This is a genomic window from Pseudomonas sp. MDV22-iso1 (assembly GCF_058145095.1).
The window spans coordinates 260,685-277,641 of the sequence record NZ_JBYVMF010000001.1 but is presented as its reverse complement, the minus strand read 5'-3'; the positions used below and the strand labels follow the sequence as shown (position 1 = coordinate 277,641).

The following is a 16,957-nucleotide window of genomic DNA, read 5'->3' as shown; positions in this document are numbered from 1 at the left end:
GACTGTTATTTGTCCGGACTGTCGATGGTCAGTTTTTGCGGCGCAGTGCTGCTGCTGGCCAGAGGCTGGCTACGACCGACCCATTCACCGGCAGTTGGTTGGCCGGCGCGGGAAATGCGCGCAACCAGTTGGACTTCAGGGAAGTTCGACAGTTTCAACTGCGGCATCATTGCGTCGGCATCACCCAACTCGACAGTTACCGGCAAGTCGGCAACGGTCAGACGCTTGGCAGCCAAGGGTGCCGGCGGCCCCGACGTAGCGCGGGCGAAGATGAACACGCTGTCCCCCGGTTGAACCTTCGCCTTGAGCGCTGGCGCGAGGTCAACGGTGACTTTCAGCAGCGCTGGCGCTTTGGCCACAGGTGCCTGGGCGACCTTGCCGCCACTGGCTTCAAGTTTCTCGGTAGCCCGGGCGATCCCGCCTTCCAGTGCGCCGCGAGAATTGTCCTGTGCAGGCAACTGCGCAAGCAGGCGGTTCCAGTAATCGATGGCGTCCTGATATCGCTCGCTTTCGAAGGCAGCGATACCCAGCAGACCGAGGCTGGTGACTTCCTTGGGATCGGCTTTCAACGCTTCGTCAGTCAGGGCCTGAACCTTGTCTGACCACTTTTTACCGTCGGCGAAATACTGGGCCTGAGCCCATTGGCCAAGTAACTCGGGCTGCCGGCCGGCCAGGTTCACGGTGCGCTCGAACATCTTCGCAGCGTCGCCGGGACGGTCCTGGGCCATGTAGGTACGGCCCAGGAAGTACATGCCTTCTGCCGAATCCGGCTGAGCCGCGACGGCACGCTCCAGGCGAAGGGTCATTTCTTCCATCGATTTCGGCGCCTGCGCGAACTCGCGCGTCAGCTCGACTTTGTCGCTGGCACCAAAATGCAGGTACAAGCCAAGGCCCAGCACCGGCACCAGAATCGCCGCCAGCAATGGCAATGGTTTGCCCAGCCGCGATACGCGCGGTGCCGCAACGCCCTCGGTGTCGGCCAGCAATTCACGGGCCGCTTCGGCGCGACCGGTGTCCATCTGCGCGGCGTTGAGCACGCCTTCTTCCTGCTGAGTCTGCAACTCAGCCACGCGCTCTTGATACAACGCGACGTTCAGGGCCGTACGATCCTCTTCAAGCTGGGCACGACGGCCACGCAAAACAGGGATCAACAGAAAACTCAGGGCAACCAGAAGCAGCAGACCTGCAGCAAGCCAGAAATCAATCATTCTTGGTTTTATCCAACAGGTGGTCGAGGCGCTCGCGCTCCTCGGCAGATAGCGAGTCCGGGGCATCAGTGCGCTGGACGCGGCGACGACGGACAATCACGAAGATGATCACGAACCCGCCCAGCAACAAGCCGGCGGGACCGAACCAGAGCAGCGCGGTCTTGGCATTCAAGGCCGGTCTGTAGCGGACGAAATCACCATAGCGATCGACCATGAAGTCGATGATCTGCTGATTGTCCTTGCCCTCGCCGAGCATGCGGAAAATCTCTTTGCGCAGGTCGGCGGCGATCGGTGCGTTGGAATCGGCGATGTCCTGATTCTGGCACTTGGGGCAACGCAGTTCCTTGGTCAGCTCGCGAAAGCGCTCGCGGTCGCCTTCTTTGGCGAACTCGTAGGTGTCGATGGCGGCGTGGGCCACGCCCGCCATGCACAACCCGAGAACGGCAGCGGCAATCCAGCGCTTCATGGCTTGGCCTCATCGACCAGCGCCTGATACTTGGCTGCCAGTTTTTCGCGCCAGACCTGCTCATCGATCACACCGACGAACTTGTCGCGGATGATGCCCTTGGCGTCGATGAAGAAGGTTTCCGGCGCGCCGTACACACCGAGGTTCAGGCCCAACGTGCCTTCATCGTCACGGATGTCCAGCTGATACGGATTGTGGAACTCTGCCAGCCACTTCAAGGCGTCAGCATTGACGTCCTTGTAGTTGATGCCGTAGATCACCACGCCCTGCTGGGCGAGCTTGTTCAGCACCGGATGCTCGACCCGGCAGGAAATGCACCAGGTGCCCCACACGTTGACCAACGCCGGTTTGCCCAGAATATCCGCCTTGGTCAGGGTTTTATCGCCCTGCACTGCGGGCAGGGAAAACTCCGGGAACGGCTTGTTGATCATCGCCGACGGTAACTCGGCCGGGTCCAGGTACAGGCCTCGGTAAAGGAAAACAGCCACCACCAGAAAAATCGCCAGTGGCAACAGCATCAACCAACGTCTCATGCCGTAGCTCCTGTCATGCCCAGTGCTTCACGCACGCGGCTTTTCACCTTGACCCGGTAACGACGATCCATTGCCGCCAGCAATCCGCCGAACCCGGTCAGTAGTCCACCGAACCAGATCCAGCGCACGAACGGTTTGACGTGAACCCGCACAGCCCAGGCACCATCGCCCAACGGTTCGCCGAGTGCGACGTAGAGGTCACGGGTGAACCCGGCGTCGATCCCGGCTTCGGTCATCACCGAGTTCTGCACGGTGTAGAGGCGTTTTTCCGGGTGCAGCACGCTGATTTCCGTGCCGTTGCGGATAACCCGCACCGTGCCTTTGTCGGAGGTGAAATTCGGACCTTCGAAGTGCTTGGCGCCTTCGAACACGAACTGATACCCGGCCAGGTCCATGGACTCGCCCGGTGCCAGGCGCAGGTCGCGCTCGGCGCTGTTCTGGCTCGACAGCACGACACCCAGGGCGCACACGGCGATACCCAGGTGGGCAATCTGCATGCCCCAATAACTGCGGGTCAGTGTCGGCAAACCCTTGATCAGGCCTTTGTGACGTGTTTTGTCGAAGATGTCCCGTACGCCCGCCAGCAGCACCCAGGCAGCGAGCATGAACGTCGCGATCACCGCCCAATTGAAATCGCCATAAGCGATACCGGCGACCACGGCCAACGCGGCGCTACCCAGCAACACCGGGGTCAGCATGCCCACCAGCCATTTGACCGGGGTGTCCTTCCAGCGCACCAGCATGCCGACGGCCATCACGACCATCAGCAACGCCATCAACGGGATAAACAACGCATTGAAGTACGGCGGACCCACCGACAACTTGGCACCGGTCATCGCGTCGAGAATCAACGGGTACAGGGTCCCGAGCAGGATCATCGAAGCCGCGACCACCAGCACCAGGTTGTTGCCCAACAGCAGCGTTTCCCGGGACCACAGGTTGAAGCCGACCTGGCTCTTCACTACCGGCGCGCGCAGGGCGAACAGCGTCAGGGAGCCACCTACCACGAACAGCAGGAAGATCAGAATGAACACGCCACGCTCAGGGTCGGACGCGAAGTCATGCACCGACGTCAACACGCCGGAACGCACGAGGAACGTACCTAGCAGGCTCAGCGAGAAGGCCGCGATGGCCAGCAGCACCGTCCAGCTTTTGAACACGCCACGTTTTTCCGTGACCGCCAACGAGTGAATCAGCGCGGTCCCCACCAGCCAAGGCATGAAGGAGGCGTTTTCCACCGGGTCCCAGAACCACCAGCCGCCCCAGCCGAGTTCGTAGTAGGCCCACCAGGAACCCAGCGTGATACCGATGCCGAGGAAGGCCCAGGCGACAATGGTCCACGGACGGGACCAGCGCGCCCAGGCCGCATCGAGACGGCCGCCCAGCAGCGCGGCGATGGCGAATGCGAATGCCACGGAGAATCCGACGTAGCCCATGTAGAGCATCGGCGGGTGAACGATCAGTCCGATGTCCTGCAGCAAGGGGTTAAGGTCACGACCGTCTGTTGGAATCTGCGGCAGGATACGGGCGAACGGGTTGGAGGTGAGAATCAGGAACAGCAGGAAACCCGTGCTGATCATGCCCATCACGGCCAATACCCGGGCCAGCATCACTTGCGGCAACTGCCGGGAGAACACCGACACCGCGAATGTCCAGGCGCCGAGGATCAACGCCCAGGGCAGCAACGAACCTTCGTGCGCGCCCCAGACAGCGCTGAACTTGTAGTACCACGGCAATGCGCTGTTGGAGTTGCTGGCGACGTAATCCACAGAGAAGTCGTCAGTCATGAACGCGTAGGTCAGGCAACCGAAGGCAAACGCCAGAAAAGTGAACTGGCCCCAGGCAGCCGGCTGGGCCAGGCTCATCCACAGTCGATCACCGCGCCAGGCGCCGAGCAACGGGACGGTGGACTGAACCAGCGCGAAACACAGCGCCAGGATCATCGCCAATTGGCCCAGTTCAGGGATAAAGATCGCAGAAGTCATCTATTAACCCTCTTTCGCAGGAGTAGGTGCCGACATGCCACTGTCTTTCAGGGCTTTGGTGACTTCCGGCGGCATGTACTTCTCGTCGTGCTTGGCCAGTACTTCATCCGCCACCACGACGCCCTCCGCATTGAGCTTGCCCAGGGCCACGATGCCCTGCCCTTCCCGGAACAGATCAGGAAGGATGCCGCGGTAGCTGATGGTCACGGTTTTGTTGAAGTCGGTGACGTTGAATTTAACGTCCAGCGAGTCGCCGGAACGTTGCAGCGAACCTTTCTCGACCATGCCGCCCGCGCGAATACGCGTGTCCAGCGGGGCTTCACCGCTGGCGATCTGGGTGGGGGTGTAAAACAGGTTGATGTTCTGCTGCAGGGCGCTCAGCGCCAGGCCAACGGCAGCGCCGACACCGACCAGAATCGCGAGAATGATGATAAGACGCTTTTTGCGCAGCGGATTCACTTGCCGTTCTCCCGGCGCAGACGACGCGCCTCTTGTTGCAGATACCGCTTGCGGGCCAGGATCGGCGCCGCCACGTTAAGGGCCAGTACCGCCAGGCAGATGCCATAGGCCGACCAGACATACAGGCCATGATGGCCCATGGCGATGAAGTCGCCGAATGAAGCAAAACTCATCGAGCGGCCTCCAGGCTGTTCTGCACTTCGGCCTTTACCCAACTGGCGCGGGATTCGCGCTTGAGCACTTCAAGGCGCATGCGCAGCAACAGCACCGCGCCGAAGAAACAGTAGAAACCCAGCACCGTCAGCAGCAGCGGCAGCCACATTTCAGCGGGCATCGCCGGTTTTTCAGTGAGCGTAAAGGTCGCGCCCTGGTGCAGGGTGTTCCACCACTCCACCGAGTACTTGATGATCGGAATGTTGATCACGCCGACAATCGCCAACACCGCACACGCCTTGGCGGCACTGTCACGATTGCTGATGGCATTGCCCAGCGCAATGAGACCGAAGTACAGAAACAGCAGAATAAGCATCGACGTAAGTCGTGCATCCCAGACCCACCAAGACCCCCAGGTCGGTTTACCCCAGATCGCGCCGGTGACCAGCGCCACGGCGGTCATCCAGGCACCGATGGGCGCGGCGCATTGCAGGGCAACGTCGGCCAGTTTCATCTTCCAGACCAGCCCGACGATACCGCACACAGCCAGCATCACGTAGACGGACTGGGCCAGCATGGCAGCCGGGACGTGGATGTAGATGATGCGAAAGCTGTTGCCTTGCTGATAGTCAGGCGGCGCAAAGGCGAGGCCCCACACGACGCCGACGCCGGTCAGCAGCAACGCCGCGACGCTCAGCCACGGCAGCATTTTGCCGCTGATGCCGTAGAACCATTTGGGTGAGCCGAGCTTATGAAACCAGGTCCAGTTCATTACTGTTTCCATCACGGTTGCTGCTCGCCATCACGAGCAGCCAAGGGTCTTTACTGATCAATTTCTGACCAGACCTCATTATTCGCCGACGCTGATCTTCAGGCCAGCAGCTATTGCAAAGGGTGTCAGTGTTATCGCCAGGGCGGTCAGGCTACCAAGCCACAAGAGATAACCGGTCGCCGGCATGCCCTGCAGTGCCGCCTGCAAAGCGCCACTGCCAAGAATCAATACCGGGATGTACAGCGGAAGAATCAGCAGCGCCAGCAACAGGCCGCCACGCTTGAGTCCCACGGTCAACGCTGCGCCCACCGCACCGAGCAGGCTCAGTACCGGTGTACCCAGCAATAAAGAAAGCAGCAACACGGGCAGACAGGCGGCAGGCAAACCGAGCATCAACGCCAGCAATGGCGCGAGCAATACCAGTGCCAGGCCAGAGAACGCCCAGTGTGCCAGCACCTTGGCCAAAACCAGAAGAGGCAGGGGGTGCGACGAAAGGACCCACTGCTCAAGCGAACCGTCTTCGAAATCACTGCGGAAAAGCCCGTCCAGCGAGAGCAAAACCGATAAAAGGGCCGCTACCCAGACCAGTCCCGGAGACAAGGTTTGCAACAATTGAGACTCGGGTCCGACCGCCAAAGGGAACAGCGCAACGACGATTGCAAAGAAAACCAACGGATTGGCCAACTCCGCAGGGCGGCGAAACAGCAAACGGGCTTCGCGGGCCACCAACAGGCCGAAAACACTCATACGGCCCAGTTCCCCAGATCAATGTCGCGATAACCGGCCGGCATTCGGCTCAGTGTGTGGTGAGTTGTCAGCACCACCATGCCGCCGCGCTCACAGTGGGCAGCCAGGTGTTCTTCGAGTTGGGCCACGCCCTGTTTATCAAGCGCGGTGAAAGGCTCATCCAGAATCCACAGCGGCGGGCTGTCCAGGAACAACCGGGCCAGCGCCACGCGGCGTTGCTGGCCGGCGGACAGCGTATGGCAGGGAACGTCCTCGAAGCCGCGCAGCCCGACCGCGTCCAGTGCTTGCCAGATGGCGTCATGGGTAGCCGGCTGATGCAGCGCGCAAAGCCAGCTCAGGTTCTCTTCCGGCGTCAGCAGGTCCTTGATCCCGGCGGCATGGCCGATCCACAACAGGTTGCGCGCCAGCTCGTTGCGTTGTTCGTTGAGCGGCTGGCCGTTGAGCAGCACTTGACCGGCAGTCGGCTGCATCAAGCCTGAGAGCAGCCGCAGTAGACTGGTCTTGCCACTGCCGTTGGGGCCACTGATCTGCACCATTTCGCCACTGGCCAGTCTCAATTCGAGATTTTCGAAGAGCAGCCGAAGGTCTCGCTCACAGGCAAGGGCAACGGTTTGCAGGACAGGACTGGTCAAGAGATTACGGGCCTTTACGGTTCAAGTCGGCGGTATTGCGGCCGCTAAAGAGAATGCAGGATAGATGCATTGGCGGCCCGTCATAGAGAGCTGGGTCAAACATTTGCAATGTTTTCAGCGCCCCGAAGACGACGGGGCGGCATTATACATGCCATCTCCTACTCTAAAGAGTGCAATTTCCTCAGGTTGTGACCGCGTATGACAGGCGAAATGAACATCCTCCCGCTCCCGCAGAACTCCCCGGCGACTTCGCGTCCCCAGGGGTCCAGCGGCGAACTGCTGAAGCTGTTGACCCCCATGGAGGGTTTGATCTCGGCCGGTCAATCCGCCAATGCCGAGGTGCTGTCGCTCAAGCAGGCGGATCAGGCGTTTCAACTGCTGCTGAAGATCACCCTGGCCAACGGTCGCCAGACCACCCTTCAAGCTACCAGCGCACAGCCGTTGCCCCAGGGCAGCAACCTGGCGATTACCCAACCCTCGGCCGGCAATCTGGCCATCACGCTGCAACAGGCCATTGCCTCAAACGCTGCCAGCCTCACGCGCCTCGATACCGCGCAACTGCCGGCGGGCACCTTGTTGCAAGGTAAAGTCCTGACCTCCCAGGTGATGCCGCAGGTCCCTGGCCAGCCAACAGTGTTCCGTTCGATGGTGAGCCTGCTCAATACCGCGCTCAGCGGCAGCACCCTGAGCATCGATAGCCCGACGCCATTGCGCATCGGGACGCTGTTGAGCGCCTTGGTTCAGGACAGCCAGACCCTGAAATTCGTCCCGCTGAGCAATCGCTCGGAGCAATTGGCGGTCACGCAACAACTGGCCAGCCAAACGAGCCGGCAAGGCTCGCTCGATGGCCTGCTCAAACTGCTGCAGAACCTGCCGGATTCGGGGCAAACCTCCAGTGACCTGCGAGCGGCGGTGGACAAATTGCTGGCCGGTCTCCCGGACATTCATCAATTGAGTAGCGCCAAAGGCCTGGCTTTGGCATTGGCCAACAGCGGCGTGTTCCTCGAGTCGAAACTGCTGACCGGGCAAAATCCGACACTCGCGCCCGACATGAAAGGCGATCTGCTCAGGCTTATCGCCCAACTCACTCCAGGCCTGGCGTCCAACACCAATCTCAACGCGATTATCGCCGCCAATACCCTTGCCCAGGCGATGCCGAGCTTTGTGCGTAACGCCCTCGGCATGCTCGGCCAGGTCAGTGCCAAGCCGTCGCCGACCAGTTTCCCTGTGCCCGAACGCCTCCTGAAAAGCGGCGATGGCGAGGACGACCTCGAACACCTGCTGCGTCTGGCGGCGGCGGCGGTCTCGCGTTTGCAAAGCCATCAATTGTCGAGTCTGGAACAGACCGGTGTTACCGCCGATGGACGGTTGATGAGTACCTGGCAGCTGGAGATTCCGATGCGCAACCTGCAGGACATCGTGCCGCTGCAAGTCAAATTCCAGCGCGAAGACGCTCCGGAAAAAGAGCAACCGAAAGAACGTCCCGAGGAGCGCCAGCCCAAGCAACAACTCTGGCGCGTCGAGCTGGCGTTCGATATGGAGCCACTCGGGCCATTACAGGTCCAGGCACAGCTGATCAGTGGCAGCCTGTCCAGCCAGCTTTGGGCTGAGCGGCCCTACACCGCCAGCCTGATCGAAAACAATCTGGTCGCCCTGCGTAAACGTCTGCTGGATTCGGGGCTTAACGTCGGCGACATCGATTGCCACCTCGGCACACCCCCCCAAGGCCCCCAAACCCGTCTCGAACAACGCTGGGTCGACTAAAACGCATGAAAACCTCCACCGCCCCGCGCCAGGCCATCGCGCTCAAATACGACGGCACCCACGCCCCTACCCTCACGGCCAAAGGTGACGATGCACTGGCCGAGGCCATTTTGAAGCTTGCCCGTGATTATGAGGTACCCATCTACGAGAACGCCGAGCTGGTGAAGCTGCTGGCGCGGATGGAGTTGGGGGAAAGTATTCCGGAGGAGTTGTACCGCACGATCGCCGAGATCATTGCGTTTGCGTGGACGCTGAAGGGGAAGTTTCCGGCGGGCCACGATCCGGATGCGCCTGCGGTAGAGAAAGACATCACCGATCGCGGGGATGATTATTGATGGGGTGTGACACAAAAAAGATCGCAGCCTCGTTTCACTCGACAGCTCCTACAAGGTGTACGCCATCTTCAATGAAGGAGCTGTCGAGTTAAACGAGGCTGCGATCTTTTGATCTTTTGATCTTTCAGTTCTTGTGCAACTTGCTCATCAATTCCGCCTCAGCCTGGGTCAAGCCGCAGGACTGGGTCAGTTCATCGACGCTGGCCCCCATTCCCACCAGGCGAGCTGCCTGGGCAAATGAGAGGCTCGAGGGGTCGCGCTGTTCGAGTGAAGCAAGCTTGTCCGGCAAGGGCCCGACCACCGCACGCAATTCCTGCAGTTCCTGGCCCATGCGCACGTTACCGTCCTGGTAATTCTCAACACGCCGGATCAGGTCCTTGATGCGCTGATCGCGCAGCGCATCGCCCTGGACCTGTTGCGCGGCGAGTTGCTTTTGCGCGCGAATGTAGGCCAGGAACATTGCCAGCGTGCCTGCCCAGAAAAGGAACAGGACAATGACCGCTACCTCAAGAATCAATCAGATGTTCTCCAGGTCCGACCATTCTTCTTCGCTCATCATCTTGTCGAGCTCGACCAGGATCAGCAGTTCGTTGTTCTTGTTGCACACGCCTTGAATGAACTTGGCGGACTCTTCATTACCAACATTCGGCGCGGTTTCGATTTCCGACTGACGCAGGTACACCACTTCGGCCACGCTATCGACCATGATCCCGACGACTTGCTTGTCGGCTTCAATGATAACGATACGGGTGTTGTCGCTGATCTCGGCGTTCATCAGGCCGAAGCGCTGACGGGTGTCGATCACGGTGACCACGTTGCCGCGCAGGTTGATGATGCCGAGCACGTAGCTTGGGGCACCCGGTACCGGGGCGATTTCGGTGTAGCGCAGGACTTCCTGAACGCGCATCACGTTGATGCCGTAGGTTTCATTGTCCAGCTTGAAGGTTACCCATTGCAGGATCGGATCTTCGGAACCCTTTGCAGCTGTTGCCTTGTCATTCATACCCTGACCCTCAAAAAACCGCCCTGGCGGTGTGTGTTCCGTGCAGCGGCCCTTGATGGACCGTCACCTGTTTGTTATGTCGGTTTGTGAGCGGGCTTTTTCCCGCCCATGTGCCTGGCTCCACCGCTGGCGATCAGTTCGGCCAGTTCGGAGACATCGAGCAACGCACACATGTGTTCAATCACTGTTCCGGCCAGCCAGGGGCGCTGGCCCCGGTTGCTGCGCCATTTGATTTCATTCGGGTCCAGGCGCAACGAGCGGCTGACCTGATGCACGGCCAGTCCCCATTCGTACCCCTGAACCGAAATCACGTACTGCAAGCCCTGGCGGAAATCGTCGCGATAGCGGTCGGGCATCACCCAACGCGCGGTATCGAGGACTTTCAGATTGCCGGCCTGGCTCGGCAATATGCCGAGGAACCACTCCGGCTGACCGAACAGCGGTGTCAGTTCGTGACCTTCCAGCGAGTAGATCGAACCCAGGCACACCAGCGGCACGGCCAGTGTCAATCCGGCGACATCGAACAACAGGCATTCGAATGGCTCGGCAGCCCAGGATGGGCGACCGTCGGATGCCACACGTGGTGGCGTAGTGCCGGGCGGCAGGTGGACCTCGACGACCGGTGGCACCAGGGTTTGTAGAAGCGGGGCGATGGTCGATACGGGTGCCAGAACCGGAGCCGGTGCTTCGACGACCATCACCGGCGCTTTTTTTACCTCTGGTTCGGAAACGGCAGTGGATGGCTGCGCATCGCGGGCCTGTTCTTCGAGCACGGCGGCCTGGAACTCATCCAGCGCAGCTTCAACCTCGACAGCTTCGACAACCTCGATGACGTCGGCGAGCGCTTCGACCTGCGGAGGCAACTCTTCGGTCGCATCCTGCAGCAAGCTGTCCAGATAGGACTGCAATGCCATTTGCGGGCGCGACGTGAGCTTGACCGGCCGATTCACTGACACACCCCCACTGCGGCAGCTCCTACAGGGATTGGGTTCATTCAGGCCACCGCCGGTACAAGTTGCTGCGCCAACAGGTGTTTGAGCAACGAGCGGTACGCGAGAACACCGCGGCTCTTGCCGTCGAACTGTGAAGGTGTCAGACCGGCACGGCTGGCGTCGCGCAAACGTGTATCGACCGGGATATAGCCTTGCCAGATTTCTTCCGGGTACATGTCGCGCAGCACTCGCAGTGTGCCAAGGGACGCCTGGGTACGGCGATCGAACAAGGTCGGCACGATACTGAAAGGCAGCGGTTGTTTGCGTGAACGGTTGATCATCGCCAGGGTGTTGACCATTCGCTCAAGGCCTTTGACGGCCAGATGCTCGGTCTGCACAGGAATCACCAATTGCTGGCTGGCAGCAAGGGCATTGACCATCAGCACACCCAGCAGCGGCGGGCTGTCGATCACGGCGTAATCAAAGTCCTGCCACAGCTGCGCCAGACTCTTGGCGATCACCAGGCCCAAACCACTCTGCCCCGGCGACTGACGCTCAAGGGTTGCCAGTGCGGTGCTTGAAGGCAACAGCGAAATGCTCTCATGGCTGGTCGGTAACAGCAGTTGCCCAGGCAACCCCGCCGGAACGCTGCCCTTGTGCAGGAACAGGTCGTAGCAGCTGTGTTCCAGGCTGTCGGGGTCGTAGCCGAAATAGCTGGTCATAGAGCCGTGGGGATCGAGATCGACCACGACCACGCGCTTGCCTGCCTCGGCCAGCAACCCGGCTAAAGCAATGGAGGAAGTGGTTTTACCAACACCACCCTTTTGATTGGCGACTGCCCAGACTCTCATTCAGATTGTTCCTCCCGGCCGAAAATGCCGACCGAGAAATAGCTCAGCGTATTAATGCGGGTGACGGAGAATTGACGGCGCTCTCTCGTCCCGGCGGCTTGACCGGTGCAGGTGCAGTTTGTGTGCCAGCCCGCTTCAATGCGGCATCCGGCTGTGCATTGGCGGTTCCAGTGCTGGTGAGGCTGCGACGTACATCGAGATTTCGTGAAACCACCAAGACCACGCGACGGTTGCGCGCACGCCCCTCTGCCGTAGCGTTGTTGGCCACCGGCTGGAATTCGCCATAACCCACCGAGGCCAGGCGACCCGGGTTCACACCCTGCATCGCCAGCATGCGCACAATGCTCGCCGACCGAGCGGAAGACAGCTCCCAATTGGTCGGGTATTGCGCGGTACGGATCGGTTGATCGTCGGTAAAACCTTCAACATGAATCGGGTTATCGAACGGCTTCAGGATCACCCCGACCTTGTCGATGATGCTGAAGGCCACGTCGCTGGGCATGGCGTCGCCGCTGCCAAACAACAGGCTGGAATTGAGTTCGATCTCTATCCACAACTCGTTGCCACGCACGGTCATTTGATTGGAACTGATCAGATCGCCGAACGCCGCACTGATGTCATCGGCGATGCTTTTCAGCGGATCGTTGGCGGCTTGAGCGATACCGGCGTCGACCTGCTCGCTGTCCTTGACCAGCGGCTTGGCCGGGGTCACTGACCTGGGCCGTTCATCGCCGATAGGGATGGGTTTCAGGGACCGGTCGGCATCGTTGAAGACGCCGATCAACGCCTCGGAAATCACCTTGTACTTGCCTTCGTTAATTGAAGAGATCGAGTACATGACCACGAAGAACGCGAACAGCAACGTAATGAAGTCGGCGTAGGAAACGAGCCAGCGTTCATGGTTTACGTGTTCTTCAGGTTGTCGGCGACGAGCCATCGTCCATGTCTCCCATCAATCCATGAAGCCCTGAAGCTTCAACTCGATAGAGCGAGGGTTTTCACCTTCGGCGATCGACAGAATGCCTTCAAGCAACATTTCGCGATAACGCGACTGTCTTAAGGCGATGGCCTTGAGTTTCGCAGCGATCGGCAGCAACACCAGGTTGGCACTGGCCACGCCGTAAATGGTGGCGACGAAGGCGACGGCAATGCCGCTGCCCAGTTGCGACGGATCGGCCAGGTTGCCCATGACGTGGATCAGGCCCATGACGGCGCCGATAATGCCGATGGTCGGCGCGTAGCCACCCATGCTTTCGAAGACCTTGGCGGCTTCTATATCTCGGCTTTCCTGGGTGTAGAAATCCACTTCCAGGATGCTGCGAATGGCTTCCGGTTCGGCCCCATCCACCAGCAGTTGCAGGCCCTTGCGCGAATAATTGTCCGGCTCGGCATCGGCCACCCCTTCCAGTCCGAGCAAGCCTTCCTTGCGAGCGGTGAGGCTCCAGTTGACGACGCGATCAACGCCGCCGGCCAGGTCCACGCGAGGCGGAAAAAGAATCCAGACCAGAATCTGCATGGCACGCTTGAAGGCACTCATCGGCGACTGCAACAGCGCCGCACCGACGGTGCCGCCGATGACGATCAACGCCGCCGGGCCGTTAGCCAGCGCGCCGAGGTGGCCGCCCTCAAGGTAGTTGCCGCCAATGATGGCAACGAACGCCATGATGATCCCGATGAGGCTTAAAACGTCCATCAGATGCACGCCTCGACCAGGTGCTTGCCAATCTCGTCCAGGCCATACACCGCGTCGGCGAGTTCAGCTTTGACGATGGCCATCGGCATGCCATAGATCACGCAACTGGCTTCATCCTGAGCCCAGATCGAGCTACCGCCCTGTTTAAGCAAGCGCGCCCCTTCACGGCCATCGGCGCCCATGCCGGTCAGTACCACCGCCAGAACTTTGTCACCGTAGGACTTGGCCGCAGAACCGAAGGTGATGTCCACACAGGGCTTGTAGTTCAGACGCTCGTCACCCGGGAGGATTTTCACCGCGCCACGGCCGTCGATCATCATCTGCTTGCCGCCCGGTGCCAACAACGCCAGTCCCGGACGCAGGATGTCGCCATCCTCTGCTTCCTTGACGGTGATGCGGCAAAGCTTGTCCAGACGCTCGGCGAACGCCTTGGTGAACGCGGCGGGCATGTGCTGAATCAACACGATGGGTGCCGGGAAGCTGGCCGGCAATTGGGTCAGGACGCGCTGCAAGGCCACCGGCCCGCCAGTGGACGTGCCGATGGCGACCAGCTTGTAGGCTTTGCGTTTGGGTGCGGGCGACGACGGCGCAGACGGTGCCGGTGCGGGAGTACGAATTGGAATCGGTGCCGGACGTGCAGGCGCACTGCTGCTGTAACTACCCACGCTCGAAGGCGCAGTTGGCGCAACGGGCGCGGAGACGGGGGCTGGCGCGCTGTAGGTGGCGGCACGGCGATTACTGCGCGAGATGGTATGGATCTTCTCGCACAGCAGCTGCTTGACCTTGTCCGGATTACGCGAGATGTCCTCGAAGTTTTTCGGCAGGAAATCCACCGCGCCGGCGTCGAGTGCATCCAGGGTGACACGGGCGCCTTCGTGCGTCAGCGAGGAGAACATCAACACCGGCGTCGGGCAGCGCTGCATGATGTGCCGCACTGCCGTGATGCCGTCCATCATTGGCATCTCGTAGTCCATGGTGATCACGTCTGGCTTGAGGGCCAGCGCCTGGTCGATCGCCTCTTTTCCGTTGGTCGCCGTACCGACGACCTGGATGTTCGGATCCGCTGAAAGAATTTCCGAGACGCGGCGGCGGAAAAAACCCGAATCATCCACCACCAGGACTTTGACTGCCATAAACACTCCGTTAGACGGAGCGAGGCTCAGTCGCCCCGCTCCACCAGAATCAAATACGCCGTGTGGCGTAACGCTTGAGCATGCTCGGGACATCGAGAATCAGCGCAATGCGACCGTCACCAGTGATGGTGGCGCCCGACATGCCCGGGGTTCCCTGGAGCATTTTGCCCAATGGCTTGATGACCACTTCTTCCTGGCCCACCAGCTGATCGACGACAAAGCCGATTCGCTGTGTACCTACCGAGAGGATCACCACGTGGCCCTCGCGCTGCTCTTCATGAGCGGCGGAAGCGACCAGCCAGCGCTTGAGGTAGAACAGTGGCAGTGCCTTGTCGCGCACGATCACCACTTCCTGACCGTCGACCACGTTGGTGCGCGACAGATCGAGGTGGAAGATCTCGTTGACGTTCACCAGCGGGAAGGCGAACGCCTGATTGCCCAACATGACCATCAGCGTCGGCATGATCGCCAGGGTCAATGGGACCTTGATGACAATCTTCGAACCCTGGCCCTTGGCCGAGTAGATGTTGATCGAACCGTTGAGCTGGGAAATCTTGGTTTTCACCACGTCCATGCCCACGCCTCGACCCGACACGTCGGAAATCTCGGTTTTTGTCGAGAATCCCGGCGCAAAAATCAGGTTGTAGCACTCGGTGTCGCTCAGGCGATCGGCCGCATCCTTGTCCATCACACCGCGCTTTACCGCGATGGAACGCAGGACATTAGGGTCCATGCCTTTGCCGTCATCGGAGATCGACAGCAGGATATGGTCGCCTTCCTGCTCCGCCGCCAGGATCACTTTGCCGCCCCGGGACTTGCCCGATGCTTCGCGTTCTTCCGGCGATTCGATACCGTGGTCGACGGCGTTGCGCACCAAGTGGACCAGCGGATCGGCCAGGGCCTCGACGAGGTTCTTGTCGAGGTCGGTTTCTTCGCCAACCAGCTCAAGGTTGATCTCTTTCTTGAGCTGGCGAGCCAGGTCGCGAACCAGGCGCGGGAAACGTCCGAAGACTTTCTTGATCGGTTGCATCCGGGTCTTCATGACCGCGGTTTGCAGGTCAGCGGTGACCACATCGAGGTTCGACACCGCCTTGGACATGGCCTCATCGGCGCTGTTGGCGCCGAGTCGGACCAGGCGGTTACGCACCAGTACCAGTTCGCCAACCATGTTCATGATTTCATCGAGACGCGCGGTATCGACCCGCACGGTGGTCTCGGCTTCGCTGGCGGGCTTATCCGCCGGCGGAGCAGCTTGAGCACGAGCAGGAGCGGCCTTCGCCACTTCGGCTTTTGGCTCGGGAGCTTTGGCAACCGGCTTGGGGGCTGCAGCCTTGGCGACCGGCGTGGCGACCGATGCACTGGCGCCGGTAGCGGTACCGACCTCAGTGAACTTGCCTTTGCCGTGCAATTCGTCGAGCAGCGCTTCGAACTCGTGATCGGAGATCAGATCACTGCCCACTGCGGCGGCAGACGGGGCGGCCGGCACAGGCGCCGAAGCAATCGCCGACTCCAGCGCTTCGACCGCAAAGTTGCCCTTGCCGTGGAGCTGGTCCAGCAGTGCTTCAAATTCTTCGTCGGTAATGTCAGAGCTATCGCCTGCCGCTTTCGGAGCCGCTGGCGCTACGGGAGCCGCTGGCGGGACTACGGCATCAACAGCGAACTGACCTTTACCGTGCAACTGATCGAGCAATGACTCGAACTCGGCATCGGTGATTTCATCGCTGGGCGCGCCAGCGTTGCTGACAGGTGCCGGAGCAACAGGCGCGGCCTCGGCCTGCGCCTTGACGGCATTCAGAGAGTCCAGCAGCTGTTCGAATTCGTTGTCGGTAATGTCACCTGAATCGCTTTCAGTAACCGGTGCCACGTCGACAACCGGCACCGCTTCGTCGGACGACTGCGGTTCAGCCAGACGGGCCAGTGCCGCCAGCAGTTCAGGTGTGGCAGCCGTGATCGGGCTGCGCTCGCGGACTTCGGTGAACATGCCGTTCACCGCGTCCAGTGCTTCGAGAACCACGTCCATCAATTCCGAGTCGACGCGACGCTCACCCTTGCGCAGGATGTCGAAGACGTTCTCGGCGATGTGACAGCACTCCACCAACTCGTTGAGCTGGAGGAAGCCGGCGCCCCCTTTTACAGTGTGAAAACCGCGAAAAATTGCATTGAGCAAGTCCGCATCATCCGGTCGACTTTCAAGCTCGACCAGCTGTTCGGACAGTAGCTCTAGAATCTCGCCGGCCTCAACCAGGAAATCCTGAAGGATCTCTTCATCGGCGCCGAAGCTCATTAATGGG

19 protein-coding genes are annotated in these 16,957 nt (G+C 60.4%); 2 read left to right on the top strand and 17 right to left on the bottom strand.

The features are described from left to right. Positions 1-5: 5 nt before the first annotated feature. The 9 genes from ccmI to ccmA form a co-directional block, all read right to left on the bottom strand. Complete coding sequence (gene ccmI / locus AC3ZVB_RS01275) at positions 6-1,208, bottom strand: c-type cytochrome biogenesis protein CcmI (RefSeq protein ID WP_162435946.1); 1,203 nt, start codon at positions 1,206-1,208, stop codon at positions 6-8. Further along, positions 1,201-1,674, bottom strand: a complete 474-nt coding sequence (locus tag AC3ZVB_RS01270) for a cytochrome c-type biogenesis protein (RefSeq protein ID WP_490145567.1) — start codon at positions 1,672-1,674, stop codon at positions 1,201-1,203. The genes ccmI and AC3ZVB_RS01270 overlap by 8 nt, the downstream gene beginning before the upstream one ends. Then, entirely contained in the window at positions 1,671-2,207 is a 537-nt protein-coding gene (locus AC3ZVB_RS01265; RefSeq protein ID WP_490145566.1) for a DsbE family thiol:disulfide interchange protein, read from the bottom strand. The genes AC3ZVB_RS01270 and AC3ZVB_RS01265 overlap by 4 nt, the downstream gene beginning before the upstream one ends. Next, a complete protein-coding gene (locus AC3ZVB_RS01260; protein WP_490145565.1) occupies positions 2,204-4,192 on the bottom strand; it encodes a heme lyase CcmF/NrfE family subunit in 1,989 nt (662 codons plus the stop codon). The genes AC3ZVB_RS01265 and AC3ZVB_RS01260 overlap by 4 nt, the downstream gene beginning before the upstream one ends. 3 nt (positions 4,193-4,195) lie before the next feature. After that, on the bottom strand, positions 4,196-4,651 hold the full coding sequence (ccmE, locus tag AC3ZVB_RS01255) for a cytochrome c maturation protein CcmE (RefSeq protein ID WP_194690645.1): 456 nt from the start codon (positions 4,649-4,651) through the stop codon (positions 4,196-4,198). Next, the gene (ccmD, locus tag AC3ZVB_RS01250) at positions 4,648-4,824 is read right to left on the bottom strand and encodes a heme exporter protein CcmD (protein ID WP_007980758.1); all 177 of its coding nucleotides are present in this window, start codon (positions 4,822-4,824) and stop codon (positions 4,648-4,650) included. Before ccmD ends, ccmE begins: the two co-directional genes overlap by 4 nt. Beyond that, positions 4,821-5,576, bottom strand: coding sequence for a heme ABC transporter permease (locus AC3ZVB_RS01245; RefSeq protein ID WP_162435941.1), 756 nt, complete (start codon positions 5,574-5,576; stop codon positions 4,821-4,823). The genes ccmD and AC3ZVB_RS01245 overlap by 4 nt, the downstream gene beginning before the upstream one ends. Before the next feature lie 78 nt (positions 5,577-5,654). Then, a complete protein-coding gene (ccmB, locus tag AC3ZVB_RS01240; RefSeq protein ID WP_150582590.1) occupies positions 5,655-6,323 on the bottom strand; it encodes a heme exporter protein CcmB in 669 nt (222 codons plus the stop codon). After that, positions 6,320-6,955, bottom strand: a complete 636-nt coding sequence (ccmA, locus tag AC3ZVB_RS01235; RefSeq protein ID WP_162435940.1) for a cytochrome c biogenesis heme-transporting ATPase CcmA — start codon at positions 6,953-6,955, stop codon at positions 6,320-6,322. Before ccmA ends, ccmB begins: the two co-directional genes overlap by 4 nt. A 198-nt stretch (positions 6,956-7,153) precedes the next feature. Here ccmA and fliK point away from each other — a divergent pair, with 198 nt between their 5' ends. Together fliK and AC3ZVB_RS01225 are read left to right on the top strand one after the other, a co-directional pair. Continuing rightward, entirely contained in the window at positions 7,154-8,719 is a 1,566-nt protein-coding gene (gene fliK, locus AC3ZVB_RS01230) for a flagellar hook-length control protein FliK (RefSeq protein ID WP_490145564.1), read from the top strand. Between the two features lie 5 nt (positions 8,720-8,724). Then, entirely contained in the window at positions 8,725-9,054 is a 330-nt protein-coding gene (locus AC3ZVB_RS01225; protein WP_162435938.1) for an EscU/YscU/HrcU family type III secretion system export apparatus switch protein, read from the top strand. A 124-nt stretch (positions 9,055-9,178) separates the two neighbouring features. Here AC3ZVB_RS01225 and AC3ZVB_RS01220 read toward each other — a convergent pair whose 3' ends face one another. The 8 genes from AC3ZVB_RS01220 to AC3ZVB_RS01185 all read right to left on the bottom strand — a co-directional run bounded on the left by AC3ZVB_RS01220 (position 9,179) and on the right by AC3ZVB_RS01185 (position 16,950). Continuing rightward, positions 9,179-9,571, bottom strand: a complete 393-nt coding sequence (locus AC3ZVB_RS01220; protein ID WP_162435937.1) for a DUF2802 domain-containing protein — start codon at positions 9,569-9,571, stop codon at positions 9,179-9,181. After that, positions 9,572-10,057 carry a chemotaxis protein CheW gene (locus AC3ZVB_RS01215; protein WP_007946765.1) on the bottom strand — a complete coding sequence of 162 codons (486 nt, stop codon included), beginning with the start codon at positions 10,055-10,057 and terminating at the stop codon, positions 9,572-9,574. It abuts the gene before it with no gap. A 74-nt stretch (positions 10,058-10,131) separates the two neighbouring features. Further along, complete coding sequence (locus AC3ZVB_RS01210; RefSeq protein ID WP_490145680.1) at positions 10,132-11,007, bottom strand: CheW domain-containing protein; 876 nt, start codon at positions 11,005-11,007, stop codon at positions 10,132-10,134. A 44-nt stretch (positions 11,008-11,051) separates the two neighbouring features. Next, the gene (locus AC3ZVB_RS01205; protein WP_162435935.1) at positions 11,052-11,840 is read right to left on the bottom strand and encodes a ParA family protein; all 789 of its coding nucleotides are present in this window, start codon (positions 11,838-11,840) and stop codon (positions 11,052-11,054) included. Between the two features lie 43 nt (positions 11,841-11,883). Beyond that, entirely contained in the window at positions 11,884-12,777 is an 894-nt protein-coding gene (gene motD / locus AC3ZVB_RS01200) for a flagellar motor protein MotD (RefSeq protein WP_162435934.1), read from the bottom strand. Positions 12,778-12,792: 15 nt separating this feature from the next. Continuing rightward, positions 12,793-13,533 (bottom strand): flagellar motor protein, encoded by a 741-nt coding sequence (locus AC3ZVB_RS01195; protein ID WP_045061205.1) that lies wholly within the window; start codon positions 13,531-13,533, stop codon positions 12,793-12,795. Then, positions 13,533-14,666, bottom strand: a complete 1,134-nt coding sequence (locus AC3ZVB_RS01190; RefSeq protein ID WP_490145563.1) for a protein-glutamate methylesterase/protein-glutamine glutaminase — start codon at positions 14,664-14,666, stop codon at positions 13,533-13,535. Before AC3ZVB_RS01190 ends, AC3ZVB_RS01195 begins: the two co-directional genes overlap by 1 nt. 49 nt (positions 14,667-14,715) lie before the next feature. After that, complete coding sequence (locus AC3ZVB_RS01185; protein ID WP_162435932.1) at positions 14,716-16,950, bottom strand: chemotaxis protein CheA; 2,235 nt, start codon at positions 16,948-16,950, stop codon at positions 14,716-14,718. Between the last annotated feature and the right edge of the window lie 7 nt (positions 16,951-16,957).

Excerpts from the sequence above, each read along its gene's own strand:
- AC3ZVB_RS01215 (WP_007946765.1), bottom strand. The coding sequence starts at position 10,057 with ATGAATGACAAGGCAACAGCTGCAAAGGGTTCCGAAGATCCGATCCTG.
- fliK (WP_490145564.1), top strand. The coding sequence starts at position 7,154 with ATGACAGGCGAAATGAACATCCTCCCGCTCCCGCAGAACTCCCCGGCG.
- AC3ZVB_RS01265 (WP_490145566.1), bottom strand. The coding sequence starts at position 2,207 with ATGAGACGTTGGTTGATGCTGTTGCCACTGGCGATTTTTCTGGTGGTG.
- AC3ZVB_RS01260 (WP_490145565.1), bottom strand. The coding sequence starts at position 4,192 with ATGACTTCTGCGATCTTTATCCCTGAACTGGGCCAATTGGCGATGATC.
- AC3ZVB_RS01185 (WP_162435932.1), bottom strand. The coding sequence starts at position 16,950 with ATGAGCTTCGGCGCCGATGAAGAGATCCTTCAGGATTTCCTGGTTGAG.
- AC3ZVB_RS01270 (WP_490145567.1), bottom strand. The coding sequence starts at position 1,674 with ATGAAGCGCTGGATTGCCGCTGCCGTTCTCGGGTTGTGCATGGCGGGC.
- AC3ZVB_RS01225 (WP_162435938.1), top strand. The coding sequence starts at position 8,725 with ATGAAAACCTCCACCGCCCCGCGCCAGGCCATCGCGCTCAAATACGAC.
- motD (WP_162435934.1), bottom strand. The coding sequence starts at position 12,777 with ATGGCTCGTCGCCGACAACCTGAAGAACACGTAAACCATGAACGCTGG.
- AC3ZVB_RS01190 (WP_490145563.1), bottom strand. The coding sequence starts at position 14,666 with ATGGCAGTCAAAGTCCTGGTGGTGGATGATTCGGGTTTTTTCCGCCGC.
- AC3ZVB_RS01195 (WP_045061205.1), bottom strand. The coding sequence starts at position 13,533 with ATGGACGTTTTAAGCCTCATCGGGATCATCATGGCGTTCGTTGCCATC.
- AC3ZVB_RS01245 (WP_162435941.1), bottom strand. The coding sequence starts at position 5,576 with ATGAACTGGACCTGGTTTCATAAGCTCGGCTCACCCAAATGGTTCTAC.
- ccmD (WP_007980758.1), bottom strand. The coding sequence starts at position 4,824 with ATGAGTTTTGCTTCATTCGGCGACTTCATCGCCATGGGCCATCATGGC.
- ccmB (WP_150582590.1), bottom strand. The coding sequence starts at position 6,323 with ATGAGTGTTTTCGGCCTGTTGGTGGCCCGCGAAGCCCGTTTGCTGTTT.
- ccmI (WP_162435946.1), bottom strand. The coding sequence starts at position 1,208 with ATGATTGATTTCTGGCTTGCTGCAGGTCTGCTGCTTCTGGTTGCCCTG.
- AC3ZVB_RS01205 (WP_162435935.1), bottom strand. The coding sequence starts at position 11,840 with ATGAGAGTCTGGGCAGTCGCCAATCAAAAGGGTGGTGTTGGTAAAACC.